The organism is Mycobacterium paraseoulense (genome assembly GCF_010731655.1).
Taxonomy (GTDB): domain Bacteria; phylum Actinomycetota; class Actinomycetes; order Mycobacteriales; family Mycobacteriaceae; genus Mycobacterium; species Mycobacterium paraseoulense.
Map to the genome: position 1 here is coordinate 1,855,022 of NZ_AP022619.1, position 23,603 is coordinate 1,878,624.

Here is a 23,603-nt window from a genome sequence, read left to right on the forward strand (position 1 = left end):
CTCAGCCTCTCAGGTAGAACAGCGCGAACAGGACGATCCACAGGAGATCCACCATGTGCCAGTAGATCCCACAGGTCTCGATAACCCCGAAGCTCTTGGAGCCCGAAGGGGCGCCTGGGGTCAGCCTGCGAATCCTCAGGCGCATGTAGGCGAGCACACCGATGCCCACCGAAGCATGTAACAGGTGCACGAATGTCATGACGAAGAAGAACATGAAGAAGTCGTTGGTGACAGGAGTGATGCCCTGCGACAGCTTGATTCCGTACTCGATCAGCTTCAGAACGGCGAAAGACACACCCAATGCCAGACCGCCCCCGGCCAATTTGTCGGCCAACTCGATCTCGCCCTTGCGCGCCGCACCGATCGCCAACACCACCAGCCACGAACTGGTCAGCAGGATCACGGTATAGGCCAGCCCGAACGCAGGGATCACCTTGCTCTGCGCATTTTGGAAGACTTCGTAGTGATCAGCCCGATACCAGCCGTAAATGCCAAACATCTCGGCGAAGATCAGCATGTCCAAGATTGCAAAGACCCATATTCCCGGCTCCCCCGGAATACGTCGCAGTCCCATACGACCGTCGCGCCTGACCCGAGAAGGCGTCGCAGTCATGTCAGATCCCCGCTGGCGACGGGATGCGAGTCGATTCGACTTCGGCGTCATCATGCCTCAAGTGGTCGGCGGACGATTCGCTGGCGAGCGCCTCCCGTGCACGCGCAAGCCGCCGAACCTGCACGATGGCCAGCACGAGAACCCAGACGAAGAAGGACGCCCCGGGCACCCAGAACGTCACCAAGCCGTTGTAGCTGAAAGGACCCCGGTAGAAGAAGACCGATAGCGCGGAGAACATTTCCAGTGCGGACGCCCACAGCGAGAAGTAGCCGGTCCAACGCGGGAACATCGTCTGCTTGTTCGTGTCACTGAGAATGGCGAACCCGGTGAGCAACTGCCACAACATGAATGGCGGCCAGGGAATCAGGAACAAGAACCACATGAGATCGAAGAGCAACTGGGTGGTGTCCGGCGCAAGTGTGCCGACCCGAAAGGCCATCGCCGATCCGAAGACGGCGCACAGCATGGCGATCACCGCACCTAAAAAGCCCACCAGGATGAGAACTCCGGCGGCCAGCGGTGATGAATTCGCGTATTTGCGAATTTGATAGGCCAGCGTCAGCGACCATGTGAGTAAGAACGTCAGGCCACCGACGAGGACCAGAAGCATACCGATCAAGATCTGATATTTGATGTCCGATAGGTGCGCCGCCAATTCGCTGGGCTTCGTCGAGGGCGACCAAACAGGCAACAAACCCGAAGCGCCGAAGCCTCCGCCGCAGATGATCACCCAGGCGATACCCGACCAAGCGCCAAGCCGTTCCAATCGCCGGTCATAACTGTCCGGATCTACCCGCAGCGTCAGGGTCATCTCCAGCTCCTCTGCATCGTTGGGAGTGTTGCGGGACTTCGAGCAAGAAAAGGGTCCGTCAATCCGCGGCGAGCACATTTATTCCACCTACGACCGTGCGCATGGTGATGTAGTCGCCCTTATAACCGCGATGGTCGTAGTGACCGAAGGAGATATGGTTGCCAGGGCCGCCGACGGCGGCGTCCAACCTCCGTATTTTCTCCAAGCTTCGGCGCAAGCCGTCGCGCGAATGCGGCTTCGCCGTTGCCAATCCATGGGCCACCACGTTGCCCATGTCGTATCCCTGCGCGGTGTAGCAGTGCACCGGCCGTCGCCCAAACCGCTTCTCGAAACGGTCAAGCATGGACGTGAATGTGGTGTTCCGTTCGTCGAACTGATCGACGCCGACCCAACCTTCGAAGTTGTCGATCAGCCCGGTGTACTGAGAAAGTCCGTCAATGGTGCCCATGAAGATCGACATCGTGATGCGTGCAGCGGCGTAGCCTTCGGCCGCAAGCTTCTGAGAAGCGCCGAGCACCGAGAACGCATTGGCACCGAACCCCACGTACATGTAGGCCTCGACACCGGAGTCACGCATCATAGTCACTGCGGCCGCGGCGGTGTCGGCGTCGATGAACGACCCGACGCGCACGTCTGCCACAAATGATGCGTCCCGCTCGTGAGCGCGCTTCTTCATATACGTCGTGTATTCGTCGCCGAGAAGGTTGTCCTCGCGGATGACACCGAGCTTGCGCGCACCGGCCACGTCGACCGCGTGGTCCACCATCAGAACCGCCTCGTCACAGAAGGTCCCGTTCGGAGTCAAGAACGTCCACGGACCTGCGAGTTCCAGGCCGCCGCACATCGCGATGAACGGGATCCCGACCTCTTCCACGTAGGGATTGATGACAGGCACATTCTCCGACGTATGGGGGCCGATGATGGCGATCGGTGCGAACTCCCGCACCGATCGCTCGACCGCGTCCAAGATCGTCGTCGCCCGCGCGTAGGGCAACCCCTCCACCTCGACGACCTTCAGCTCCACCGGGCGGTCGAGTAACCCGCTCTGATGCGCCTCGTCGAAGGCGAGTTGGGTGGCGTCGTATTGATCGTAGAGCGGCTGCAGGCCGACTCCCCAGTCCTGGATGATCGCCACGCGGTGCGGTTCTCGGGTGCCCGAGTTCACCTTCGGCAAGCTGCGCGAGATTCCGTCTGGATAGTTGACCACGTGCCACTCCATCGTTCACGGGCGGTGTCAGTTGACCGTAGGAATTATCGACGCACTTGTCAAGTATGTGCTGTCGGTCATCCCTCCAGTCGATGTAACACGCTGCGGCGATCGATGCGCCAAATAGAATGATGGAATCGGCTTGCTTGTCGAGTACCGTGCCGGCTGCGCGCCGAGAGCGACACCTCCGAAGCTGGACACACACGTCGGCAGAGTTCGAGCTGGTGCCCACCGGGTCGTGTACCCGCTGTTCCGCCTCGCATCGAGACGGCGCTCGAGCTGAGCGACCAGAATGAATTGTGTGAGGCCCGTCGTCCTCGCTAAGGCCCATAGAGTCAGATTGTTGCACTGATTTTGGTAGCCAGGTGGTCAGCGATCGCCTAAAGTCGACGCAGATGCATCCCAGCGATCGGCCACGGAGGAATAGAGCGTGTGACGCGATCGAACGTTCAGCAATGCGCCCGCCCGATGAGCGGCGAACGAGTGATCGTCACAGGCGGCGGATCTGGAATCGGCGCGGCGGCGCTGCCGCCCGTGATCGCCAAGCTTCGTTCGGCGCGTGGCTGATATGGCCACCGAATCCGAGACAACCATCGTCAGGTCGACCTTCTGCCGGATCTGCGAATCCCGCTGCGGGATCGATGTGCAGGTGCAGGGCGGGCGAATCACTCGCATCGGACCGGACAAGGCGAATCCCTATTCGTGGCAGGACTTCTGCTCCAAGGGCCGTTCCGCGGCGGAGGTGGTGTATCACCCCCGCCGCCTGAAGTGGCCCATGCGCCGGGTCGACGGCGGCTATCGCCGCGCCAGCTGGGCCGAGGCAACCGAGGATATCGCTAGGCGGCTGAACGCGATTCGCGATCGGTTCGGCCCCGACTCGATCGCCGCGTACCTGGGAAATCCCGTCGGTTTCAACGGCGCCAATGTTGCATGGTTCGCCAGCTTCGTCCGTGCGCTGGGTACCAACAACATGTTCTCCGTGTCGTCGGTCGATCAGAACAACCTCGAACGGGTGTGCTACGAGATGTACGGCCGGTGGCTCATACCTCTCGTTCCAGACGTCGACGAGTGCGACTACTTCCTTCTGGTTGGCATGAACCCAGCCGTTTCCACGTTCGGCTGGATTCACAACGTGCCGAACGGATGGCGACGAGTGCTGACGCGGCAGGCCGACGGAGCAACGGTCGTGATCGTGGATCCCAATCGCACACAAAGCGCCGAACAGGCCAGTCGGCATATCTCGGTGTGGCCGGGCCAAGATTGGGCATTGCTGCTAGCCATGCTTGCCGTCATCGTCCGCAACAGACTGGCGCGCTTCCCTGACCAACCCGCGGTGACTGGCCTCGGCGAACTCGATCGCCTCGCCCGCGAAGTAGATCTCACCGACCTCGCCATGCGTTGCCGAGTTCCCGCCGACGTCATCGAATCCACTGCGCGCGGTTTCGCCTCAGCACGTACGGCGATGTGTGTCGCCCACACTGGCGTAGCACACAACGGCGAAGGTGTGCTGGCCGAGTGGCTCAGTCACGTACTCAACGCCATCACCGGTCGCCTCGACACCGTGGGCGGACGGCGGTTCGAGCCGGGCTACACATCGATCAAGGACTCCTTCGGCACGAGCCCACCTAAGCCGAGCAGAGTGCGCTCCCTACCCGCCGTGGCGGGTGCCCGCTCGCTTGCCGAACTCGCGGATGAGATCCTCACACCAGGCGATGGACAGATCAAAGCGTTGATCTGCAACAGCGGCAATCCAGTGATCAGCGGGCCACACGGCAACCGCCTCGAAGGTGCACTCGCTCAACTGGATCTGCTGGTGGCTATCGACTTAGTTCAGCGGGAAAGCCACGCTCACGCCGACTGGTTGCTACCGGCCGCGCACTTCCTCGAGCGGGATGACTTTCTGCCGATCTACTCCTCGTTCGAGGACCAACCGTTCGCTCAGCTCGCCCAGGCAGTCGTGCAACCCCCTGACGATGCTCGCGAGGAGTGGATGTTCTTCCGCGACCTGGCGTTGGCCCTGGAGCTGCCGATGTTCGGCCCGGCGACGGCCTCCATGACACCACGGGCGATGTGGAAGAAGCTCGTCGACGACGGCGGCAAGCTCTCGTGGTCCGATGTCGAGGGCAGCCCACACGGAGTGGTTTACGGCGACAAGGAATACGGTCGGCTCGCCGAGGCCGTCGCCACGTCTGACGGAGCCGTGCATCTGGCTCCAGAACCGTTCCTCCAGCGGGTACGCGCGGTCCTGGACGCCGCACCAGCGTCACCGTCACCGGACTGGCCGCTGCTGCTATCCAATCAACGCTGGAAGTCGGCGATGAACTCGTGGCTGAACGACACCCCGACCGCACTGAAGCGGCAGTCGGCCAACACTGTCTACCTCAACACCGATGATGCTGCACCACTCGGGATTTCAAGCGGCGATGTCGTGAGGGTGTCCTCCCGCACCGCAACGTTGGAGTGCACTGCCGAAGTGAGTTCCGCACCGCGTCAAGGGGTGGTGATCCTCGGCCACGGCTGGGGGTCGCGGGTTTTCGACCCGCATGGTGCCGAGCCGCCAGCCGCCTACGGCGTCAATCGCAACGCTTTGGTAGCAGATGCGGACGTCGACCCGCTTTCGGGGACTCCCGCCTTCGGCATCGTCGAAGTCAGGGTAGCCAAGGTTTGACGACGCGGGATCGACCTACGTCGCCTAGGCTAGGAAGCCCGCCATCACCGTGGTTGTCGACCACTGGCCCGCCGTCATCGCACCGTCAACGGTGAGGACGTGGCCGTTGACGAAAGCCGCACCGTCACTGCACAGATAGGACACCGCGGCGGCGATATCCCGTTCACTGGCCAACCTGCCCGCCGGGATGATCTTGCCAATGTCGGCGAGCAGACCGGGCGGGAGCAACTCATAGGTCTTTCCCATGTCGGTGATCCCGGATCCAATGCTGTTGACCCGCACACCGCTGGCGGCCAATTCCATGGCCGCCGTGCGCGAGATCATGTCCAGCGCGGCCTTACTCGCACCGTACGTAGCCAGGAATGGCGCGGGTTGACTGCCACCGATGCTGCTCATATTGATGATGACGCCGAAGCCACGCTCGCTCATGCCGGGCGCAAACGCGCTGATGAGTCTTACTGCGGCAAATACGTTGACGTCGAAAATCGTTTTCCACGAATCGATGTCGGCCATTGCGACTGGAGAATACTGCTCTTCGGCGGCCGCGTTATTGATCAATATGTCCACCCGACCCACCTCCGCGGCCAACCGTGCCACGTCGGAATCGCTGGACACATCGGCGGCAATAGTTTTGGATCGTCCCCGCGCTGCGTCGATCTCGTCGGCCACCGCAGTTAGCGCGTCCATGCCACGGCCGACCAGGATCACCGCGGCACCCTCGGATGCAAGCTGCATGGCCGACGCTCGCCCGAGGCCCCGACCCGCCCCGGTCACCAGCGCAGTACGGCCCTCGTGAGGCAGCGCGGTCTGCGTGTTGGTCACGGCACGTAGACGCTGTCGTGCAGGAACAACGCGCGACCGAGGCACAGGATCAGTGGCTGGGCGATGAAGATCGCGATGTTCATCGTGATGATCCACACCGCCAGCCTGGCGGATTCCCGTTGCCATCCCGGCGTCAACGTGTGGACCTTGAACAGCTTTTCGTTCGGATAGTTTCCATCGGAATCTTCGCGCAGGGTGAGCGAGATGAAGACGGCGAACAGCATAAACGGGATCGCCGGCCAGACGAATGACAGTGTCCCATGCGCGGATTCCCACTTGGGTCCGACCGCCTCGACATAGGAGTACCAGCCGGCAACAGTCATCAGACGCTCGCCGAGGATGTCGATCGCGTAAAACACCGCCATGGCCGATACCACCAGCAGGACCGTCGGGGATGCCTTCGGTACAGCACGCTGCAGGAGGGCGGACACTTTCGGTACCAGCTTCAGCAGGATGACGCATTCGACGGCGAAAAAGATTCCGTAGCCGAAAATGGCAATCACCGGCTTGGTGTACGTCTGGTACCAGGTCGAGGTCCAACCAGTGAAGGTCCAGAATTCGCGGTTGTAGACCAGGTAAGACCCCCAGTCTGCCGGCCACTCGATCCAGAACATCGTGGTTCCCGCGAGGAACAGCATCGCCGGCATGGAGATCGTCTTGGCGCGGAACGTCTGGATCGCGAAGAGGATGAACATGGCCGTCCAGATCGCCTGGAATCCGTACCCCCACAACCACGGCAGATGCGGATTGTCGAGATGATCATGAGGATACGGCGGCGCGACCACCGTGGCACTGTTGTCTGTGAGCACCAGGGTGCCGACCACGATCGCTGCCAACACTGCCACGACCACCCAAGGCAACCAAGCGGCGGTACGCGACGGCGGTGATATGACGCTGCCGGACGACGTCTCAATTGGTGTGTCGATAGTCATTGACTGCCTTCCCCGTTCATACTTCATTAGCGAGTACTGTTACCAGACAAGGGCTTTGATGTCTGAGCGTCCGATGACGCCCGCCTCACGCAAGCGTCGGTAGTCCCCTTCGGTCACACCGACTTGTCCCAGCCATACCTCGTCGTCGTGCTCGCCGAGCATCGGCGCGGGACCCACCTGAACCGGACCGGGAATGGAAGACCACCGCACGGGCATGCCCGCGTGAGTATTTACCCCGGTCTTGGGATGCTGCACCTGCTCGAAGAACCTACGGTGCTCGAGTTGGTCGAGCTCGGGCACCAGATGCCCTAGTATCACTTCGCCAACCGGAATGCGCCTTTGCATCATCGCCTCGACGACGGCGTCCACCGTGAGGATCGACGTCCACGCCGCGATGGCGGCGTCGATCTCGTCGTGATGCGCCCTGCGCTCGGCCTCACTCCAATCTGTCCAATCGGGTCGATCGAGGAGCCCGCACAGTGCCCGCCACCCGTCGTCATCGGTAACGGACAGGCCTACCCAGCGCCTATCCCCCAGCCCGACGCGGTCCACCTCCGATGTGGGGTAGATACCTTGCGGCGCAGAGCTATTCGAGCGGTTGCCGGACCGGACGCAGTCGACGCCATAGGCACTGTGCTCGATGACCACGTTGGCCGCGACGCTGAGCGCCGCCGAGATCATGGGCGCCTCGACCAGAACGCCCTCACCAGCAGCCAGTGCGTGCTCGAGTGCGAGGATCAACGCCAAAGTGGCATGACTTCCCGCGATGGGATCGCACGGCCCATTAGGGATTTCCGGCGTGGAATCGGGCCATCCGGTGGACCACGCCATGCCGGAAGTCATCTCCATGGTCTGGGCGTATCCGCCACGGTCGCGCCACGGCCCGTCCAGGCCGTACGCGGGCATCCGCACCATGACCGCCCGCGGGTTGATCGCGTGCACCTCGTCCCAGCCCAGGCCCCAGGATTCCATGACATGCGGACTGTAATTCTCGATGACGACGTCACATGTACCGATAAGACGCTTCGCCAGAGCACGGCCATCCTCGGTCCCCATGTCGACGGTGACCGATCGCTTGCCGGTGTTGGTTCCCGCGAAAATGCCCGAAAACTCCGGCCAGTCAGGATCACTCATCGGCTTGCACGTGTTGCTTCTGATCGCATCCGGCCGCTTGCCGCCCTCGACGTGAATGACCTCGGCGCCCAACATCGCAAGCAGATGTCCCACGATGGGACCCGCCCAGTTGGCAGTGAAGTCAGCGACGCGGACTCCCGCAAAAGACTTGTCCCGCTTGGGCCGCAGCTCTCCCCCGCTCCACAAAGGCAACCCGTGCGCGCCAAGCTCGGGAGCCTCGCCACGCGGCCGTGCCGGCTGCCCGTGTATCCGCCACGGCACGCCCGGCTGAACAAAGTCGCCCGAGGCGTTGGTCTCGAAGGCCCGTCGCTCCACCAGGTGCGCCAGCTGCGGGATCGTCGCGCCGGTACCGACGTTGGCCGCCGGGACCCGTAGCAAGTCGGCGAGTTCCAGGATCTCGGCGGTGGTGTGTTCGGCGGACCACGCGTCGATGGCATCCATCAGCTCGTGACGGCGAACGAACCGATTCGCCATGATGCCGAGTTGCGGGTCGTCCATCCAGTCGCTTCGGTCGATCAACGAGCAGAAGTCCAGCCATTGCTGGCCGGTGACCACCATGAAGCCGACGTAGCCGTCCTTGGTGGGGTGGACATCGGGCAGGTTACGGGCACGGATCGGGCGCATTGGCCGGCCGGCGATCGTGAACCACGACACCGGGTGCACGGTTGTGGTCAGGATCAGCGATTCCAGGATCGACACGTCGAGAAGTTCGGCTCCCCCGCCGAACAGGGCCGCCGCGGTATGCACCGCGGCGAACATTCCAGCCGTCCATTCCGAAAGCCGGCCCCCGGCGATCAATGGGGCACGTTCAGGCGCACCGCGCTGTCCGGGGCCACCGGACATCGCCTGCAGCGTGAGGTCGGTCGCCGGGCGATCCACCCACGGCCCGGTCAGCCCGAAGTTGGTGATCGCGGTGACGACAGCGCGCGGGTTGATGGCGCGAAGCGCGTTGGGCGGCAGGCTACGCGCGATGTCGGAGTGCGGTGACCACACGATCACGTCAGCGGCTCGCAGGGTTTCCGTCAGCTCAGCGGGATCGGTCACGACGGCCGACGACGAGCCCGCCGCCAGGAACTTGAACAATGCCCCATTGGAATCCACGGCGCCCGAGTGCGACCAGCGTCGCAGTGGATCGCCCGCGGGATCCTCCACCCGGAGCACCTGCGCTCCCGCATCGGCCAGGAGTCGGCTGCAGTACCCGCCGGCAAGTTCTCCGGCGAGACTCACCACCTTGGCCGTGGCCACTGCCGGTGTAGTCACGAGAGTCATTCCTCCTGGTTGGGCGGCGTGGACCTTCAATAACGCTGCGCTCGTGTGAGCTTGGCGTGGCACCGAAATCAAGTGAGCCTTGCACCGATCACAAAGTCGACGGTATTGTCGAATTTAGCGCATTGTGACGCGCGCCTCAATAGGCAGCGTCCAGAAGCCGATCGCCACGGTCAACCGGAGGAATGATGCTCAAACTGTTCAGCGTCGACGACCACATCGTCGAGCCAGCCGATGTCTGGACCAAGCGGCTGCCGCGGAAGTTTCAGGAGAAGGGTCCGCACGTCATCGACGCCGACGGCCGCCAATTCTGGGTCTTCGAAGACCAGCGTTCCGCCACAATGGGTCTCAACGCCGTGGCAGGCAAGGCCCCGGAGGACTGGGGCACCGATCCGGTCCGCTTCACCGACCTGATTCCGGGCTGCTACGACGCTGCCGCGCGAGCCGACGACTTCCGTGCCGACGGCATCGTGGGCAGCGTGCTGTTCCCGTCACTCCCGGGCTTCGGCGGCCGAGTGTTCTTCGAAATGAAGGACAAGGAGCTGGCCGACCTATGCGTGCGGGCCTACAACGACTTCGTGATGGACGAATGGTGTGCTGCCGCCCCGGACATCTTCGTGCCAACCATCATCCTGCAACTGTGGGACCCAGACCTCGCCGCAGCGGAGTTGCGTCGGTGCGCAGAGCGCGGCGCTCGCGCGGTCTCTTTCCCCGAGAACCCGAGCTACCTGAAGCTGCCCTCACTACACACTGATCACTGGGATCCGGTCTTTCACGCCTTCGAGGAGACCGGTGTGGTCTGCTCGATGCATCTGGGCTCCAGCGGGCACATCCCCATTCCCACGCCGGACTCGCATTTCAGTGTGGCGATCACGGCCGCGCCCGCCGTGGTGGGCATCGAGACCATCACCGACATGCTGTTCGGCACCCTGCCCCGACGTTTTCCAAACGTGCAATTCGTCATGACCGAGGGCGGTATCGGCTACATACCCTACGTGCTCGAACGCGCCGACTTCGTCTGGGGCAAGCACCGGTTCTGGGCGCCGTTCGGGGATATCAAACCGTCGGAAATCTTCAATCGGCAGTTCGCTGTGTGCGCCGTCAACGAATCATTCGGGCTTAGTGAGGATTCCATCGATCGCATCGGCATAGACAACATTTTGTGGGAGTCAGACTACCCGCACTCGGAGACCGCCTGGCCATCCAGCCAGACCGAGGTCGCCAAGGCGCTGGGACACCTCACACCGGAGCAGATCGACAAGATCACCCACAGGAACGCCGAGCGGATCTTCAACTTCCCGGTGACCAAAGAAGCCAAGGCCGCTGGCATCCAGCATCGCCTCGATAATGCCGAAGCCAACGGCGAGCGCCCCCAAGCCATCAAGGCCTACCCCGTTGACGCCACCCCCAACGGCGACCTACCCGACGTCACCCGTGTCGTCGCAGGAACCGCGAAGTAGGCCAAGGGTTGTGGCTGGCCAAGCGAGCTCGCGGGGTTGCTATGCATCGCGGCCAAGCTTGGAAGCTAGCCCGTCGAGAAATACGTCGAGCTCCCATTGGAATCGTTCGGCATCGGTACGTGTCTGCAACGCAGGCCGTCCCGACGCCTTCGCAGCGTCATTCCCTACTTGAACTCACCGCCGATCCCCAGATAGCCGAGTTGAGGACCGGCGGCCGCGTCCACCGAATTCTGTTCCTTGACAATGGATACCAGTTTCGTGAGGTTGGCGGCGGCCGTCTCGCCTGTGCTGAGGTCGGCGGCCGTCGAATGGTCGATGACGCACGCGTAATTGAGACCCGCGTCGAAGTAGGCGTTCAGCTCCGAAGCCACCTTCTCCGCCGATCCACTCATATGACCCATGTCGCGCGATGCCTCCATGGGAACTCGCGAGATAGCCTCACGGACGTACTCCGCCGAGTACGACTCAGGCTTCATGTGACGGGCATAGGACCACTCGTCGCCGAGCGGATGCTCAAAACCGAAGCGCCGCCAATCCGCGCCGGACACCGCGCCGTAAACGATGGTGTCCCAACGCAAATATGCCGATCCCGCCAATCTATCGATCTCGTCCGGATCGTCGTTCATCAGGACGAGCACGCTGGCGGCGAAGCGCAGTTCATCAGGATCGCGGCCGGCTTGTTCGGCACCTTCCCGCACCAGGGCGACGTCTTTTGCGAATTGCTCAGGTCCGCCTAGGCACATACCGGGCAGGTTCGTCAACAGCCCGTCGGCATAGCGGCCAACCATCCGCAGCGTTTGTGGACTTCCGCCAGTCGCTACCAACACTTTTGGCGGAGAGTTGCCGTAGGGTGCCAGATCGACGACGCCGCCCTTCATCGAGTAATACTCACCGTCGAAGTGAACTGGGCGACCTTCGCTATCGAAGATCAGACGCAGGATCTGCAGCGTCTCTTCGAGTTTCTTGGCTGACCCCTTCCGACTGTGACCGTATTGAACGACGTTCTTGGCCTCACTTGCGCCGACAGCGTAGATGCCTCGGCCATGGCTGATGTGGTCGAGCGTCAGGAACTTCTGTGCCAACTTGCTCGGCACTTCCCGAACGACATCGACGGCACCGAAGAACAGCTCGATGGTCGAAGTTGACTGGGCCGCAAGAGCCATTACCAGGCTGGCGTCGTAAAAGTTGTGCGCCCGCGGCAGATAGGCGGAGGCAGGAATCTCCGGCCAGATGGACTGCGGCAGGTTGTTCTGGATCTGGTCCGTGAAGGTTATGACGTCTAATCCCATCGCTTCACACTGACGCGCGTATTCCACACACATCTCGATCGGCGGGAAGAACATTCCGTAGACGCCTATCTTGCGCTCACTGGTCACTAGACGAGCATGACTAACAACCCTTACACCTGTCAAGGTTGAGTCTCAAGAAATTGCGACTCACATCACCGGGTCCGGGCACGCCGACCCACGCCGACGACGGGGGCACTCGGACGCTTAAGCTTTCATGGTGGCTACGGGGCGTACCGGCCGCTTCAACCGCGCGGCGTTCACGGACGAGATGTTGGCGTTCGTCTCTGATCGCGGACTCGACCAACTGTCCATGCGGTCGCTCGGCGAGGCCCTCGGCGTCTCCCACATGGCCGTCTACCACCACTTCCCCGGCGGCCGTGACGAGCTGCTACAAGTGACGACGGACGCGGTCCTCTCCCAGATCGACCTTCCGGAGTTCTCCGACGACTGGATCGAGTGGCTAGTCCAAACCGCGGAGCGCGTCTTCGACGTGCTGAGCAGATATCCCGGTGTGGGTGCGCATGTATTCGCGCGACATCCGGTGTATTTGACCAGCGGTGTCACGGAAATGATCGATACGATCATGGGAACGCTGCTGAACGCAGGCCTAACGGAAGCCGAAGCGGTCGAAGTGTGGACCGTCGGCGAAACGTGGCTGGTGGGTCAGCTGTGGATAGCCGAGGCGACTCGGGATCGCCCGCCGTCGGCTCCCGCCGAGATTCGAAAGCTCTTCCCGAACAACCGCGCCGCCGACGGCACCCGCAATTTGCGCCGTGTGGCACGGCTACTCCTTGAAGAGTCGGCTGGCAAGCACCTCTCGTCCGGGCTTCGAGACTTGCTGACAGGGTTCTCGCGGCGCACAGGCCGGACGCGGTGAATGTGCCAGCGCCATCGGCCCGCCGGAAGGAATCGGTGTGAAACCGACTGTCAGGCCGAAGGTTCGTCGCTGCGGAACCCTGGATTGAAGCTGTTGTTGCCACGGCCCCAAATGGCGCGAAAGCTGCGACGACGCACTTTCCACCCCTGCCCCGTGCGTACGAACTCATCTTCGTAGATCCCGCCCAAAGTGTGCAGCACGCCGCCCGCAGCATCGAGTTTCATATGCTGGGCCTGCATGTAATACCTCCCCTTGGCGCTGTTGCCGTCAACCTCGAACAGGTGGTTGGTGAACATGTGTTGTGTTGCGTCCATTGCCTCTACAGCTGCCCGCGACGCTTCGATGAACGTGTCGACTCCGCGGATGATGAATTCCGGACCAAGGCCGTAATCCAGCTCAACGTCATCGGTGAAGAGGTCGCGGAGTTGGTCCCAGCGTCTGCCGTCGAGGGCAAAGGCATACCGATGTGTGAGCTCTAGAAGCGCTTGGATGTCCTCGAGTGATGGATCGGCCATGGCATTCTCCGTTTCCAGCTGAGTCGCGCGGCGCGCATTACGCCATCTCTAATCGACACACTAGTCAAAAATATGAGTACTGCACTCGGACCGGTAAAGACGGCTCTACACTGCGAGGCGCCGGCCTGATCACGTAGGTGGATATCTGCCATAGTGCGATCACGTGGAGCGGTCGGATTCACGTTGTGCGAAAGGAATACCTAGATGGACGGAACGATTGGTACCGCAACCCAGCTGGGTCTACCCGAGGCGGTCGACGTCGCGGTCGTGGGCTCCGGTGCAGCGGGGTTGGCCGCCGCTCTGTCGGCTGCTGTGGCGGGAAGGTCGGTGCTGATCGCCGAATCCCAGCCGCTGATCGGCGGCACCACCGCGATCTCGGGCGGCGCTGCGTGGGTGCCGAATCACGGTCTCTCCTACCGTCAACTCGCGGCTTCGGACAGCGCTGAGGACGCCCGCCGCTATCTGCTGGGTGAGGGGCGCGACGCCGTACTCGACCACGGCTTGGTCGAGGCATTCCTCGATGGGGCGCCGAAGACGGCGCGGTTCATCGAAGCGCATACCTATTTGAGTTGGCTGCCGACGATATGGCCTGACTACCACTCCGAGATCGCTGGCGCCTCCAACGTCAGATCGCTACTACCGGGACTCTTCCCGAGCGATCTGCTCGGGACGTCGGCGTCCATGGTGCGCTCGCCGGCGGGCACCCTTCGGACCAACCCCATGCCGGCGTGGATGCTAGATCGGCTTCCCGGCATCTGGATCGCCGGCCACGCCCTGGTAGGCGCCTTGCTGGAGGCATGCCTGCGGCAGGGGGTGGCGGTCCGGACATGCGCGCCCGCCGCTCGACTCGTCGAAGGCGATTCGGGCGTATCGGGTCTGGTCATCTCGTCTGACCGGGAATTCCGTTCCGTCGCAGTGCGCCGAGGCGTAATACTCGCCAGCGGTGGATTCGAGGGATCGGACGAGTTCACCGACAAATATCTCGACGGCAGCTTCGGCGCACAGATAAGCCCCGCTGGCCACGACGGCATCGCCCTGACGATGGCCGCAGAGGTCAACGCCAGCTTGTCCGCGACCGAGGCCGCGTGGTGGATGCCCGCCGTGCACGTTCCGGGCGACGAGTCGGACTCCCAGCCCACCAGTCGAATCTTGCTCGGCGAACGCGGACTGCCCCACACGATCATGGTGAACCGCGACGGCGAGCGGTTCGCGAACGAGGCGCGCCCCTACGCCGACATCGGCGCAATCATGCGTCGTGTCGATCCCGGCACAGGGGTGATGCCGAACGCAGTGGCGTGGATGCTCTTCGACGACTACTACTGGCGGCGTTACGGATTCTTCGATTGGCCACCCGGCTCGGAACCTCCTTCGTTCCTTGTCCGAGCGCACAGTCTCGACGAGTTGGCGCGCCGTTGTGGAATCGATGCCGACGGTCTCACACGCACTGTCGCAGCCTTCAACCCACTGGCCAGGCAAGGCCGCGATCCGCAGTTCAACCGTGGCGGAACTACCTACGAACGCTTCTTCGGTGACTACCATCCCCGGCTCGGACGGCTGGCGCCCCTTAGTCGGTTCCTATCGGCCACGGCACAGGTACACCGCGTCGCCGCAGCCGCGGCCGGCCCGGTCGTCGCACCGCTGGCAGCGCGCGTCGCCCGCCGCCGCGAACCCGACCGACTGCGAGAGCGAGCTGTCCCGCTACTCGCAAAGTATCTACGCGCCTACCTGAAGAGTCCTGCGAGCAGCGTCCTCGGCCCGATCGATTCGCCGCCTTACTACGCAGTCCGCGTCGACGCCAGCGCGCTCGCAACTGTCGGGGGTCCGCGCACCGACGCCCACGCACGCGTCCTCGACGAGGGCGGAGCGGTGATCCCTGGGCTTTATGCGGCCGGCAATGCAGGCGGTGCGGCGACCGGTGGGTTCTACGGCGGAGCGGGATGCACAATCTCGCTCGCGCTCACCTTTGGTCATCTGGCTGGACGCCACGCCGCATCCCGATCAGCGGATGGTGCTGACCGTCAACCGGTCTGAGCGCTGAGCCGAGAATTGGCGCTCGCCCGGATACTTCCGCTATTTGGCGCCTATCGCTTTTGTAAGGGCGGTTGGGTGCGCTGCCCCCGCAGGCGCTTCTGCACCCGGCCCAGCGCTTCCAATCTGCCCTGCTGAGCCGCGATCTCCTCTTGATCAGGTTCCGCGGCCTCCTCGAGTCGTGCGATGAGATCTCTGGTGCGGACCTGCTCGCGGTAGAGGCGTGCGTCGGCCTCCTGAAAGGTGATGAGGTCCATCTCTTCGGCAAGTGGGTCGTGCTCGGGAGGCGAGCTATCGTCGCTAATCAAGGGTATGCACCTTTCAGCTCACCACGTTGCCCGAGAGGGCGACCGCGCTCAGACCGCCGTCAGGCCACCGTCGACGACCAGCTCGGAACCGGTCGTATACGACGACGCCTCGGAGGCGAGGAACAACACCATCCTTGCCACCTCGGCGGGATCGGCCATCCGGTTCATCGGAACGCCCGCCGATATGACGCTACGAGCGTCTTCAGGGAGCACCTGCGCGAGCATGTCGGTCAAGACCCCACCCGGGTGCACGGAATTCACCCTGATCCCTCTAGGGCCGTATTGCACCGCGGCCGCCTTGGTCATACCGCGGACTGCGAACTTGGCAGTGGTGTAGGCCGCGTTAGGTGTGAAAGGAGCATGGGACAGGCCACACACCGACGAGATGTTCACGATCGATCCGCCGCCCGCTTGGAGCATCTGCGGGATCACCGCCCGCATCCCGAAGAACGCTCCGTGCTGGTCGACGGCAATCACCTTCAGGTAGTCCTCGACGCTGATGTCGGCGACATCGGCGAATGGGCCCGACGTGCCCGCGTTGTTCACCAGAACATCGATCGAGCCCAGCGTATGGCGGACGGACGAGACCGCGGCAGCCCAGCTGTCCGGATCCGTGACGTCCAACTCGACAAACATCGCGCGCTCGCCCAAAGCTCCCGCGAGTGCGCGCCCGGCCTCTACCTGGATGTCGGCGACTGCGACCCGGGCACCGGCCGCATGGAGAACCCGCGCGATCTCGGTGCCGATGCCCTGGGCGGCGCCTGTGACGAGTGCCGTCCTGCCGTCGACCCGGAATGAATCACTCATATTGCCCCTTGCCCGTTCTTCGATTGTCCGTCACGCTAAGAATTATTCGACATACTTGTCAAGTATCTGTCGAGTCATCGGAGGACTGATCATCGACATTCGCGAACGGGTTGTCGTCGTGACCGGAGCCGGTCTTGGCCTGGGCGCCGCGTTGGCGCGCACGATCAGCGCGAAAGCGCCGGGTGGTCTCGTGATCGCCGACATCGACGAGGAGGCAGCCCACCTGACTGCCGCTAAGTACGACAGCTACGGGATTGCTGCGGACATGGGTAGCGAGTCCGGTGTCCGGGCCGTAGTCGACGCCGCAGTCGACCGTTTCGGCAGAGTCGACATGTGGATTGCCAACGCCGGCACTGGGATAACGTGTGACCCGTTCACGGACGACGCCACCTTCTCCCTCATGTGGAACCTGCATGCGATGTCGCAAGTGTGGGCGGCCAGGGCATTACTGCCCGGCTGGCTGAAGCGCGGCAGCGGACATTTCGTCGCCGTCGTGTCCTCGAACGCGCTGACCACCAACCCGGTCTCCATGGGCTATGCGATGACGAAGCACGCTCAACTCGCGGCCGTGGAATGGCTGGCCATGACCTACGGCGCGGCCGGCGTCACCACTACTGCGTTCTGCCCCAAGGGAATGCGGACGCCACTACTGGAGCAGCACGCGCAGACGAATGCCTATGCCCGCGCGGCGCTCGCGGACGCGATCACACCCGAACAGGCCGCATCGATCCTCGTCGCAGCAATCGAGGAGGGTCGCAGCATCGCTCACACTCACCCGGCGGTACTGGACGACGCCCGACTGAGGCTGGACGACCATGCCGCGTACCTGCGCACGCTCGAGCAGTTGCACGCGCTGGTTCCTGAGATCGGCGTTCCGCGTTGACCGGCAACCGATTGGCAGGTCGGTTTGCCGTCGTCATCGGCGGTGGCGCGGGGATCGGACGGGCGATCGCGCTGCAGCTGGCCCGCGATGGCGCTCACGTGTCGGTGGTGGGTCGCACAGCTGCCCGGCTGGCCGAGACCGCATCGTTGGCGAGCTCTCCCATGGCGACGCACGTCTGCGACATCACGGATCATCGAGCGGTCGAGCATCTTGCTGAGAACATCGCGCAGCAAAATGGTGGGCTGGACATCCTGATCTGCAACTCCGCCATCGGAGTGAATGCGATGCTGCACGAGACATCCGTCGGAGACCTCGACGCCATCATCGCCACCAATATCCGCGGCACATACCTGTGTCTGCAAATGGGAATTCGACTGATGTCAGCCTCAGGAGGAGGTGCCGTAGTCGTCGTCGGCAGCCTCGGCGCGCTTCGTCCGGCACCCCGAGCATCGGCGTACGGCATGAGTAAGGCGGCGACCCACGCCATGGCTCGCCACGCCGCGATCGAGTACGCAGACAAAGGAATTCGGGTGAATGTCGTCGCTCCGGGAGCCACTGACACGGACTTGCTGAGCACGGCCGACGACGACGTGCGGGCGCAGGTGGCCGCCGCGATTCCGGACGGCCGCATCGCAGCCCCGGAGGAGATAGCCGAGGTCGCCGTATTTCTTGCCAGCGACGCGTGCACGCACGTGACCGGTCAGGTGTGGAGTGTCGACGGCGGCTCGTCGATAGGTGCGGCGGGCCGCTGATTCGGTTACCGGGCAATATCCAATTCCGCGAGGATCTCGTCGGTGTGTTCGCCCGGGGCCGGTGCGTGGCGACGCACCGTAAAGGGTTCGCCGTCAACGATTGCGGCCGATCCCACGTACGAGATCGGTCCCGCCACCGGATGTTGGCCCTCGACGAAGACGTTGCGGCCGGCGATGTGCGGATCGGCGGCGACCTCGTCGACGCTCTGATGGGCCGCCCCGAGCGCGAAGCCGTATTCGGCGGCCAGTCTCAGCCACTCGTCCAACGTCTTCGTGGCGATCACCTCGGCAACCAGACGGCGCTCGGCCTCATCGCCCCAGTCCACCGAATCGTTGGACGTGTCGGCCTGTCGGCCGATCAGGTCGTCGCGCCCTGCAGCCGCCGCCCACTTGTCCCAGAAGCGCTGCTCGATACAACCGAACAGGACAACCCTGTTATCCGCGGTCTCGTAGAACTGGTAGCGCGAACCCGTCATCTCACCGTCGGATCTGGCGGCCATACCGGAGCGGTCGGTGATGCGCTCGGCGTTGCGCTGCAACACTATCGGCAACCACGCCGTCATGGCGGTCGCATCCGAACCCGCGACATCGATGTAGGCGCCTACGCCGGTTTCCCTGGCCCGAAGCAACGCCGCCACGGCCTGCAGTGCGGCATGCAGGCCGCCCACGCTGGTCGCCTCACCACCGAGGTTGGCTCCGTCGTCCTCGAACGAACCACGCTCGAGCAGACCGTCCTCGCCGCGCTGTACGGCGTGGGCACCGACGAGGGCGTTCATCAGCATCCCGTGGGTCGGAATGCTGGCGTAGGGGCCGGTGGCGCCGAAACCAGTGTGCTGCACGTACACAAGGCTCGGTTTGCGGGCGCGCATCGCGTCCGGACCCACCCCCAGCTTGTCGCAGACCCCGGGGCGGTTGCCGTCGACGAAGATGTCCGCGGTGTCGATCAGTCGCCAGAATGTGTCCCGGTCGGCGTCCTCGGTGAGGTCGAGCAGCACCGAGCGCTTGTTTCTGTTGACCTGGGCGTGCGGCACGCTCACGCCGGGGACGATCTGGCCGAGAAAGTAGCGCAGGTAGTCACCGGCCGGGGGTGACTCGACCTTGATGACATCGGCGCCGAGGTCACCGAGCAGCATTCCCACGGTGTCGCCATTGAGCAGCACGGCCGATTCGACCACGCGTACGCCGTCGAGCAGGTTGGGCACTGTGAACCTTCCTTCGATAGTGGTATGCGCGTGGTCGTCCGCTCAGCGCATCGCCAAGCCCGAACCGATTCGGCGATGCTGCGGGATGCCGAACACCGGGGCCAGCAAATGGCCTGGTGGCGCCGCGATCACGCCGGGAATGGCGTTGACGAACGCCGCCACCGACGTCCAGGACTGCGAGTCCATCCAGTGTTCACCGTCGGGATCGTCGACATGCCCGCCGTGCCGTATTCCGTTGGCGAACGAAAGTCCCCGGGCATACCGGATCTGCAGTGAAGGCGTGCCCTCCACGGTGATGATCCAGTCGTTGTCGGCCTCCCAACCGGCGATCTCCAAATCGCACACCCACCGGCAGATGACCGTCACGAACGGCTCCTCGTCAATGATCCCGGTCCAGGAGAACTCCGTGCCCGCGACCGTTCCCGGCGGGACCGGCGCGCTCGCCCCGGTCAACTCCCGGGTGGTCGTGGCGAAGCGGGCATCCACATCGACCCTGTCGAGCCGCTGCCCCAGCTGCGCGGCGACGGCATGCGGTGTCTGCCGGTACATGTGGTCGAACATCCCGATGATCTGATCGCGCGGGAAGTCATCGGGTTTCGCGCCGAAACCCAGAAGCGGATAGACGTGCGCATCGAGGTCGGTGCAGTCCATCCGCTCGAGGACATCGACGTGGGCCACCTCCAACGTATGACCGGCCAAAGTGGTCGCCAACCGTTCGGCGACGAATCCCGGAGAGGAACCCACAGCCAATACCGACGAGTTTCCACGCCGGCAGGCGTCGTCGACTTCACGCGCGTACCCGTCGCTGATTCCTGCCGGATAAAAGTAATCGTGCGCGAGCAGGAGATTCTTCCCGCCGGCAAGCAGTCGCAGTGCGTCCGCGTGGCTTTGGGTGGGCTCCAATGCCACCAGCGGGGTGAAGATCACGACATCAGCGTCCAGCCGGTCGATCTCATCGCGATCGCGGGTGACGGTCACACCGCCGTGCGGGGGCAGGCCGACGAGTTCCCCGATGTCGCGCCCCTCCTTTTCGGGCGAGAAGGCGAAGACTCCGACCACGTCGAACTCCTCTGGTCGCTGCAGCAGCACCCGTAGCACGAATCCGCCGAGACGGCCGGGGCCCCAGATGACGACGCGGGTGCGGTTGTTCATTGGCTCACCCGTTGAGCCGTGACGACGTGGCGCGATGGAACCAGCGGCAACTCAAGTGCGGAGATGAGCCCCGATCGCGCATTCGGCATCTCGCCGATTAGATTGACCAGGCGCATCGCTGTACCGCTGACCGATCCCCACACGTCGCCGGCGCGCCCGAGGTCGAGATCACACCGCATGTTCGGGTTGCCCGTGATCGTGACGCGATAATTCGATTCACCGACACCGTCGAATGTCGGCCATTCCGGCGCCACTTCGGCAGCCATTCGCGTGATGTGCTCGGCGGTGATCACGGCGCGTCCGGCCACCCGGCCTTCACAGGCGACTCGCAGCGCGACCACGGTGCCCGCCTCCATCAGGCCGACCGAGGTATTCAGATCCTCGTCGTGTACAGCCTTATCCGACGTCCCCACCAGCTCGTCCAGTTCAACGCCAAGGCGGTCGGCCAGCTGACGAACCATCGGACCCCAGAAGGCTTCGAAGGCACCGCCGGCGGTGATCGGTGCTTCGTAAGTGGGTGGGCGGCCGAAACCCATGATGTCCCGAATGACCGGCTCGACGTCGTAGTGGTCGTAGATCCCGATCTCCTGCACAAGCACATGCTCGACCTCATCCGACATCGTCAGTAGTGCAAGCGGCAGAACGTCGCTGGAGAAGCCGGGGTCCAGTCCCGTCGACAGGAATGTCGAACCACCCTGAGCCGCAGCCTCCTCCAATGGCTTTCGCAAATTCTCGGGCGCAGCGGGCGGGTACAACAGGCCCAACAGCGAGATCGTGATGACGTTGACGCCGGCCGACAGCGCCCGCGCGATCTCGGCGACCACCTCAACTTCTCGACCGAGCCCGTTCGCACAGTAGCTCACGACGTCGGGCGTCGTCGCCAGCAGTTCGTCGAACGACCCGACAGCGGCGACACCGACAGGGTCGACCCCGATGAGCTCGCCTGCGTCGCGACCGATCTTCTCCTCTGACGACACCCAGAGGGCCGTCAACTCCAGGCGATCGTTCGCGAGTATCCCGCGCAATGCCTCCCGACCCGTGAGTCCGGTACCAACATGTGCAACTCGGATCCTGGCGCCGACGCCGTCTGAGGTCATCCTCTACTCCATTCACGTCGGCACTTTATCGACACACTAGTCGGTTTATACCCGACAGGAGCCCGCGGGCTTCGCCTGGCGCGAGCGGCGGCGGCACACACGCTCCCGACCCGAACAACGCTGACTCATGGGATGGTCAGACTGGCCGGGCCCGCTAGCCAGCGCAAAGCCATCAAGGGCAGGATGGTGGTCAACAGGAACGTGACGTTGAGGGTGACAATCCACGACACCAAAATCGCAAGCTGCCCGGGCCGCCGCTTTACCACTTTGCGCGCCAGCAGTTCGAACACGTCCTCGCCGTTGCCATTTCGCCAGGTGGCGGCGAATACGACCAGCGCCATGAACGGCACCTGCTCCAATATCGGCCACACAAGTGGGAAGTGTCCGTCACCGACGGCGATGGTCGGGCCGAAGGCAAACTGATAGTGCCACCAGCCGAAGCCGTGTGCGGCGCCTTCGACGATTAGATCGAAGAGGTAGAACATCGGAAACGAGACGATCGTCGTCGTCATGTATGGATTGGAGTTGGGCCAGCGATCCTTGACGACGTAGAACGCCTTCTCGAGCGCTAGAAAAAAGCTGACGTAGAAGAAAACGTAGCCAGCGATGAACCACCAGCACCGCACCGGCGACGTCCAGATAGTTTCGCCCCATCCGTACCTGGCGAATCTCGGGCTGTAGAGCAGGTAGCTGCCCCAGTCCCCATAGGTTTCTTGCCAGAATGCCGAGCCGGATGCCACCGTCAGCAGGAAGACGCGGCTCAACTTTCGTTCGTGAAAAGATTGCAGGACACCGATTGTCAGGAACACGGCAGCGACTGCCCACATGGCGGTCTCCCACATGCGCGCGCCCACCGGATCAGTGAGAGTGCCTCCGCTACGCCCCGCGACGAAGAGAACCACGGCCATGAGCGCAATGCCACTGACGACTGTCGCGGCAGTCGGGATCAGTCCTCTGGCCGAAAGCCGGCGTGCAGGCGGTACGGTGCGCGCTCCAGTGACCACAGCGATTCTCCTCCACTCCAGAGGTGCCCTGAGGCTGAGGCAAGCAAAAGTCAACGCTATTGTCAAGAATGCACGACCATCGCGCGACTTAACGGCTAGACTGTTCGCAGCGTCTCAGTTCGCAGGATCACTGTGCGCGCTTGCCCAAATGATCTGGGCGATACTGCGGCAGACTGCCGCTCCCTTCACCGGAGCGCCCGCGACGCGCCAGTGGTACCAGAAGCGTTCGATCATCGACTGTATTGCGAGCCCTTGCACCATCGGATCGATACCCGGCAGGCGCTTGCCGCCGCGGAGCTTGATCAGCGCTTGAGACAAGATCTTGGCGCCGGTCATCTCGGCAGTAATGCTCCATTCCCGTAGTTCCGCGTGAGCGTACGCAGCTTGGAACGCGGCGTGGACGAAGGATCCGTGTTCGTCCCAGAAGGCGAGGTACTCCTCCACCCAGCCCGCAACGTCGTCGATGGTGGCCGCGTGGTCCATCTGCCGCAAACCCTCGGCGGCGACGATGCCAGCTTCCTCGGCATCGTGTCCGATGGTGAGAAGCACGTCCTGCTTGCTGGTGAAGTACGTGTAAAACGATGCACGTCGGATGCCGCTCGCCTCAGTGATGTCGCTGATCGACGTGGCGTCGTAGCCTTTCTCCAGCAGTAGGCGCTTGGTCTCGACCATGATGCGCATCTTCGTCCGCAGTCCTTTACGGCCGATGTCCGATGCCGGTCCGGTTTGTCGGACGCTGGTCTGCGGCCGCGGGGAGGTCCTAGGCATATCTAGAT

General features: G+C 63.3%; 21 protein-coding genes. 6 read left to right on the plus strand and 15 right to left on the minus strand.

From position 1 onward, the window contains the following. Nucleotide 1: 1 nt before the first annotated feature. The 3 genes from G6N51_RS08510 to G6N51_RS08520 form a co-directional block, all read right to left on the minus strand. On the minus strand, nucleotides 2-517 hold the full coding sequence (locus G6N51_RS08510; protein ID WP_158086190.1) for a cytochrome c oxidase subunit 3: 516 nt from the start codon (nucleotides 515-517) through the stop codon (nucleotides 2-4). Between the two features lie 97 nt (nucleotides 518-614). Next, the gene (locus tag G6N51_RS08515; protein WP_083169497.1) at nucleotides 615-1,424 is read right to left on the minus strand and encodes a hypothetical protein; all 810 of its coding nucleotides are present in this window, start codon (nucleotides 1,422-1,424) and stop codon (nucleotides 615-617) included. A gap of 58 nt (nucleotides 1,425-1,482) precedes the next feature. Further along, the gene (locus G6N51_RS08520; protein ID WP_163750672.1) at nucleotides 1,483-2,559 is read right to left on the minus strand and encodes an ABC transporter substrate-binding protein; all 1,077 of its coding nucleotides are present in this window, start codon (nucleotides 2,557-2,559) and stop codon (nucleotides 1,483-1,485) included. Nucleotides 2,560-3,199: 640 nt separating this feature from the next. Between G6N51_RS08520 and G6N51_RS08525 the strand changes: the two genes are divergently transcribed. Beyond that, a complete protein-coding gene (locus G6N51_RS08525) occupies nucleotides 3,200-5,299 on the plus strand; it encodes a molybdopterin-containing oxidoreductase family protein (protein WP_083169501.1) in 2,100 nt (699 codons plus the stop codon). Between the two features lie 24 nt (nucleotides 5,300-5,323). Here the strand turns inward: G6N51_RS08525 and G6N51_RS08530 are convergent, their stop codons facing one another. The 3 genes from G6N51_RS08530 to G6N51_RS08540 are packed head-to-tail and all read right to left on the minus strand — an operon-like array spanning nucleotide 5,324 to nucleotide 9,447. Further along, the gene (locus tag G6N51_RS08530) at nucleotides 5,324-6,217 is read right to left on the minus strand and encodes an SDR family NAD(P)-dependent oxidoreductase (RefSeq protein WP_269475039.1); all 894 of its coding nucleotides are present in this window, start codon (nucleotides 6,215-6,217) and stop codon (nucleotides 5,324-5,326) included. Beyond that, nucleotides 6,118-7,053 (minus strand): hypothetical protein, encoded by a 936-nt coding sequence (locus G6N51_RS08535; protein ID WP_163750572.1) that lies wholly within the window; start codon nucleotides 7,051-7,053, stop codon nucleotides 6,118-6,120. Before G6N51_RS08535 ends, G6N51_RS08530 begins: the two co-directional genes overlap by 100 nt. A 39-nt stretch (nucleotides 7,054-7,092) precedes the next feature. After that, on the minus strand, nucleotides 7,093-9,447 hold the full coding sequence (locus G6N51_RS08540) for a CaiB/BaiF CoA transferase family protein (protein ID WP_158086194.1): 2,355 nt from the start codon (nucleotides 9,445-9,447) through the stop codon (nucleotides 7,093-7,095). 194 nt (nucleotides 9,448-9,641) lie between these two features. Here G6N51_RS08540 and G6N51_RS08545 point away from each other — a divergent pair, with 194 nt between their 5' ends. Next, on the plus strand, nucleotides 9,642-10,913 hold the full coding sequence (locus tag G6N51_RS08545) for an amidohydrolase family protein (protein WP_232078279.1): 1,272 nt from the start codon (nucleotides 9,642-9,644) through the stop codon (nucleotides 10,911-10,913). A 164-nt stretch (nucleotides 10,914-11,077) separates the two neighbouring features. On the opposite strand, the gene G6N51_RS08550 is transcribed toward G6N51_RS08545, so the two are convergent. Then, nucleotides 11,078-12,289, minus strand: a complete 1,212-nt coding sequence (locus G6N51_RS08550; RefSeq protein WP_083169509.1) for an LLM class flavin-dependent oxidoreductase — start codon at nucleotides 12,287-12,289, stop codon at nucleotides 11,078-11,080. Nucleotides 12,290-12,470: 181 nt separating this feature from the next. On the opposite strand from G6N51_RS08550, the gene G6N51_RS08555 reads away from it, so the two are divergent. Next, nucleotides 12,471-13,079, plus strand: coding sequence for a TetR/AcrR family transcriptional regulator (locus G6N51_RS08555; protein ID WP_158086195.1), 609 nt, complete (start codon nucleotides 12,471-12,473; stop codon nucleotides 13,077-13,079). Between the two features lie 50 nt (nucleotides 13,080-13,129). On the opposite strand, the gene G6N51_RS08560 is transcribed toward G6N51_RS08555, so the two are convergent. Further along, nucleotides 13,130-13,594 carry a nuclear transport factor 2 family protein gene (locus tag G6N51_RS08560; protein WP_083169513.1) on the minus strand — a complete coding sequence of 155 codons (465 nt, stop codon included), beginning with the start codon at nucleotides 13,592-13,594 and terminating at the stop codon, nucleotides 13,130-13,132. Nucleotides 13,595-13,798: 204 nt separating this feature from the next. Here G6N51_RS08560 and G6N51_RS08565 point away from each other — a divergent pair, with 204 nt between their 5' ends. Further along, nucleotides 13,799-15,625, plus strand: coding sequence for an FAD-dependent oxidoreductase (locus G6N51_RS08565; protein WP_083169515.1), 1,827 nt, complete (start codon nucleotides 13,799-13,801; stop codon nucleotides 15,623-15,625). 50 nt (nucleotides 15,626-15,675) lie between these two features. On the opposite strand, the gene G6N51_RS08570 is transcribed toward G6N51_RS08565, so the two are convergent. Both G6N51_RS08570 and G6N51_RS08575 read right to left on the minus strand, forming a co-directional pair. Next, the gene (locus G6N51_RS08570) at nucleotides 15,676-15,930 is read right to left on the minus strand and encodes a hypothetical protein (protein ID WP_142274859.1); all 255 of its coding nucleotides are present in this window, start codon (nucleotides 15,928-15,930) and stop codon (nucleotides 15,676-15,678) included. A 48-nt stretch (nucleotides 15,931-15,978) separates the two neighbouring features. After that, complete coding sequence (locus tag G6N51_RS08575; protein ID WP_083169519.1) at nucleotides 15,979-16,737, minus strand: SDR family NAD(P)-dependent oxidoreductase; 759 nt, start codon at nucleotides 16,735-16,737, stop codon at nucleotides 15,979-15,981. Nucleotides 16,738-16,855: 118 nt separating this feature from the next. Here G6N51_RS08575 and G6N51_RS08580 point away from each other — a divergent pair, with 118 nt between their 5' ends. Continuing rightward, nucleotides 16,856-17,620: an SDR family NAD(P)-dependent oxidoreductase gene (locus tag G6N51_RS08580; RefSeq protein ID WP_158086196.1), complete on the plus strand. Its 765-nt coding sequence runs from the start codon at nucleotides 16,856-16,858 to the stop codon at nucleotides 17,618-17,620. Nucleotides 17,621-17,631: 11 nt separating this feature from the next. Next, on the plus strand, nucleotides 17,632-18,372 hold the full coding sequence (locus tag G6N51_RS08585) for an SDR family NAD(P)-dependent oxidoreductase (protein WP_158086197.1): 741 nt from the start codon (nucleotides 17,632-17,634) through the stop codon (nucleotides 18,370-18,372). 5 nt (nucleotides 18,373-18,377) lie between these two features. Here the strand turns inward: G6N51_RS08585 and G6N51_RS08590 are convergent, their stop codons facing one another. The 5 genes from G6N51_RS08590 to G6N51_RS08610 form a co-directional block, all read right to left on the minus strand. After that, the gene (locus G6N51_RS08590) at nucleotides 18,378-19,574 is read right to left on the minus strand and encodes a CaiB/BaiF CoA transferase family protein (RefSeq protein WP_067920480.1); all 1,197 of its coding nucleotides are present in this window, start codon (nucleotides 19,572-19,574) and stop codon (nucleotides 18,378-18,380) included. A 42-nt stretch (nucleotides 19,575-19,616) separates the two neighbouring features. Next, on the minus strand, nucleotides 19,617-20,726 hold the full coding sequence (locus G6N51_RS08595; RefSeq protein WP_083169521.1) for a hypothetical protein: 1,110 nt from the start codon (nucleotides 20,724-20,726) through the stop codon (nucleotides 19,617-19,619). Beyond that, nucleotides 20,723-21,550, minus strand: coding sequence for a dihydrodipicolinate reductase (locus tag G6N51_RS08600; RefSeq protein ID WP_142274860.1), 828 nt, complete (start codon nucleotides 21,548-21,550; stop codon nucleotides 20,723-20,725). Before G6N51_RS08600 ends, G6N51_RS08595 begins: the two co-directional genes overlap by 4 nt. 398 nt (nucleotides 21,551-21,948) lie before the next feature. Then, nucleotides 21,949-22,827: a hypothetical protein gene (locus tag G6N51_RS08605; RefSeq protein WP_142274861.1), complete on the minus strand. Its 879-nt coding sequence runs from the start codon at nucleotides 22,825-22,827 to the stop codon at nucleotides 21,949-21,951. 114 nt (nucleotides 22,828-22,941) lie between these two features. After that, the gene (locus G6N51_RS08610; RefSeq protein ID WP_158086198.1) at nucleotides 22,942-23,508 is read right to left on the minus strand and encodes a TetR/AcrR family transcriptional regulator; all 567 of its coding nucleotides are present in this window, start codon (nucleotides 23,506-23,508) and stop codon (nucleotides 22,942-22,944) included. Between the last annotated feature and the right edge of the window lie 95 nt (nucleotides 23,509-23,603).